The sequence below is a fragment of the Rhizobium tibeticum genome (assembly GCF_900110205.1).
GTDB classification, from domain to species: domain Bacteria; phylum Pseudomonadota; class Alphaproteobacteria; order Rhizobiales; family Rhizobiaceae; genus Rhizobium; species Rhizobium tibeticum.
On sequence record NZ_FOCV01000155.1, the window covers coordinates 1 to 1,289 of the forward strand.

Annotated in this window: 1 protein-coding gene and 2 pseudogenes; 2 read left to right on the forward strand and 1 reads right to left on the reverse strand. The window is 57.1% G+C overall.

What is annotated here, in order from left to right:
- Positions 1-190 precede the first annotated feature (190 nt).
- Positions 191-841, reverse strand: a complete 651-nt coding sequence (locus BSG20_RS35375) for a GntR family transcriptional regulator (RefSeq protein WP_093042043.1) — start codon at positions 839-841, stop codon at positions 191-193.
- A 165-nt stretch (positions 842-1,006) separates the two neighbouring features.
- Between BSG20_RS35375 and BSG20_RS35380 the strand changes: the two are divergent.
- Positions 1,007-1,195: pseudogene (locus tag BSG20_RS35380) on the forward strand (MCD, Malonyl-CoA decarboxylase MCD); the annotation flags it as partial.
- Positions 1,195-1,289: pseudogene (locus tag BSG20_RS38760) on the forward strand (LysR family transcriptional regulator); the annotation flags it as partial. The pseudogenes BSG20_RS35380 and BSG20_RS38760, both read left to right, overlap by 1 nt.

Here is a 1,289-nt window from a genome sequence, read left to right on the forward strand (position 1 = left end):
ATGTCATCCGCAAACCTCCGTTTGCGACATAGATTCAGAATTCAACTGATTTGGAAACCGCAAAACGAGTCAGAGACCGCTCACGTTGGTATGACACCTGGTGAGCTATCGTAAGTGGACCTGGCGCGTTCCTCGGTCATGGTCACCATGCCTTCCGATCTTGTCGCGTTACCGATCGGCTTCCAGAGACTCATCTGGAAGCCATGCTCGCGACCAGATCGCTGAACCGTTCGCCCTGAATGCCGACATGACCGCGCAGCAGGCGGCGAGCTTCGTCTCCGTCTCCGGCAAAGATCGCATCGACGATGGCGCAATGTTCCGAAAACGATGTCGCGAGGCGGTTGCGGACGCGCAGTTGAAGGCGCCGGTAAGGGCGCAGGCGCCGGTGCAACTGCGCGCATTGCTGCTCCAGGAAGTCGCTTCGACTCGCCGCATAAATTGCGTTGTGGAATTCCTCATTGTTGTAATAGTAAGCATCGGTGTCACCTGCGCTGGCCGATTGCTCGCATCGACCGTGCGCGGCCATGATCGCTTCGCGTGACGCCGTGTCGAGCCGGCGCGCGGCGAGCGACCCCGCTAGGCCCTCGAGTTCGGCCATGACCTCAAACATTTCATAGATGCGATGCGGCCCCGGATCGATCACGACAGCACCTCGGCGCGGACGGATTTCGATCAGGCCAATGGCGTCGAGCTGCATCAGCGCCTCGCGCACCGGCGTTCTGGAAACTCCGAACCGATTGGCAAGCACCATCTCGTCGAGGCGTGCGCCAGGTGCGAACTCATTGGAAAGAATTGCGTTTTCAATTTCATCGCGGAGCCATCGGCCGACATTTTCGGACATGCGTTCCATTTCCGTCATACACAAAGGTTATTCTTGTATACACGATAATTGACGTCGTGTACGAAACGTGACAGTCTACATACTACCGGTCAAACCCCGGCGAGGGGAAGTGATCTTAAAACGGTCGCACATCCTGCTCGACCATCCAGAAGAGAGGAGAACGGCATGTCTGAGACTTCCTTCTTCACCGACATGATACAGAGCATCACGGATCGTGGACGCCAACTTCTGTTTTCCGGCTCGCGCACCACTCAAATCGCGGCTGAAGTCGATCTCCAAACGCTCTGTGAAATGCTGCTCTCGAGCCGGGGCGAAGCTTCAGGCATGGCCATTGCTGCTGAAATACTCGAGCGGTAGCCCTTCCCGAATTCGCACGCAGTCTGAACCTCGGTCTCGTTCCAGTGCTCGACGAGTTGAGCGGCGAACGTGAGATCTGGATGTCGGCACA

What these genes read in the sequence shown, in the direction of transcription:
- BSG20_RS35375 (WP_093042043.1), bottom strand. Translation starts at nt 841, where the DNA reads ATGTCCGAAAATGTCGGCCGATGGCTCCGCGATGAAATTGAAAACGCA.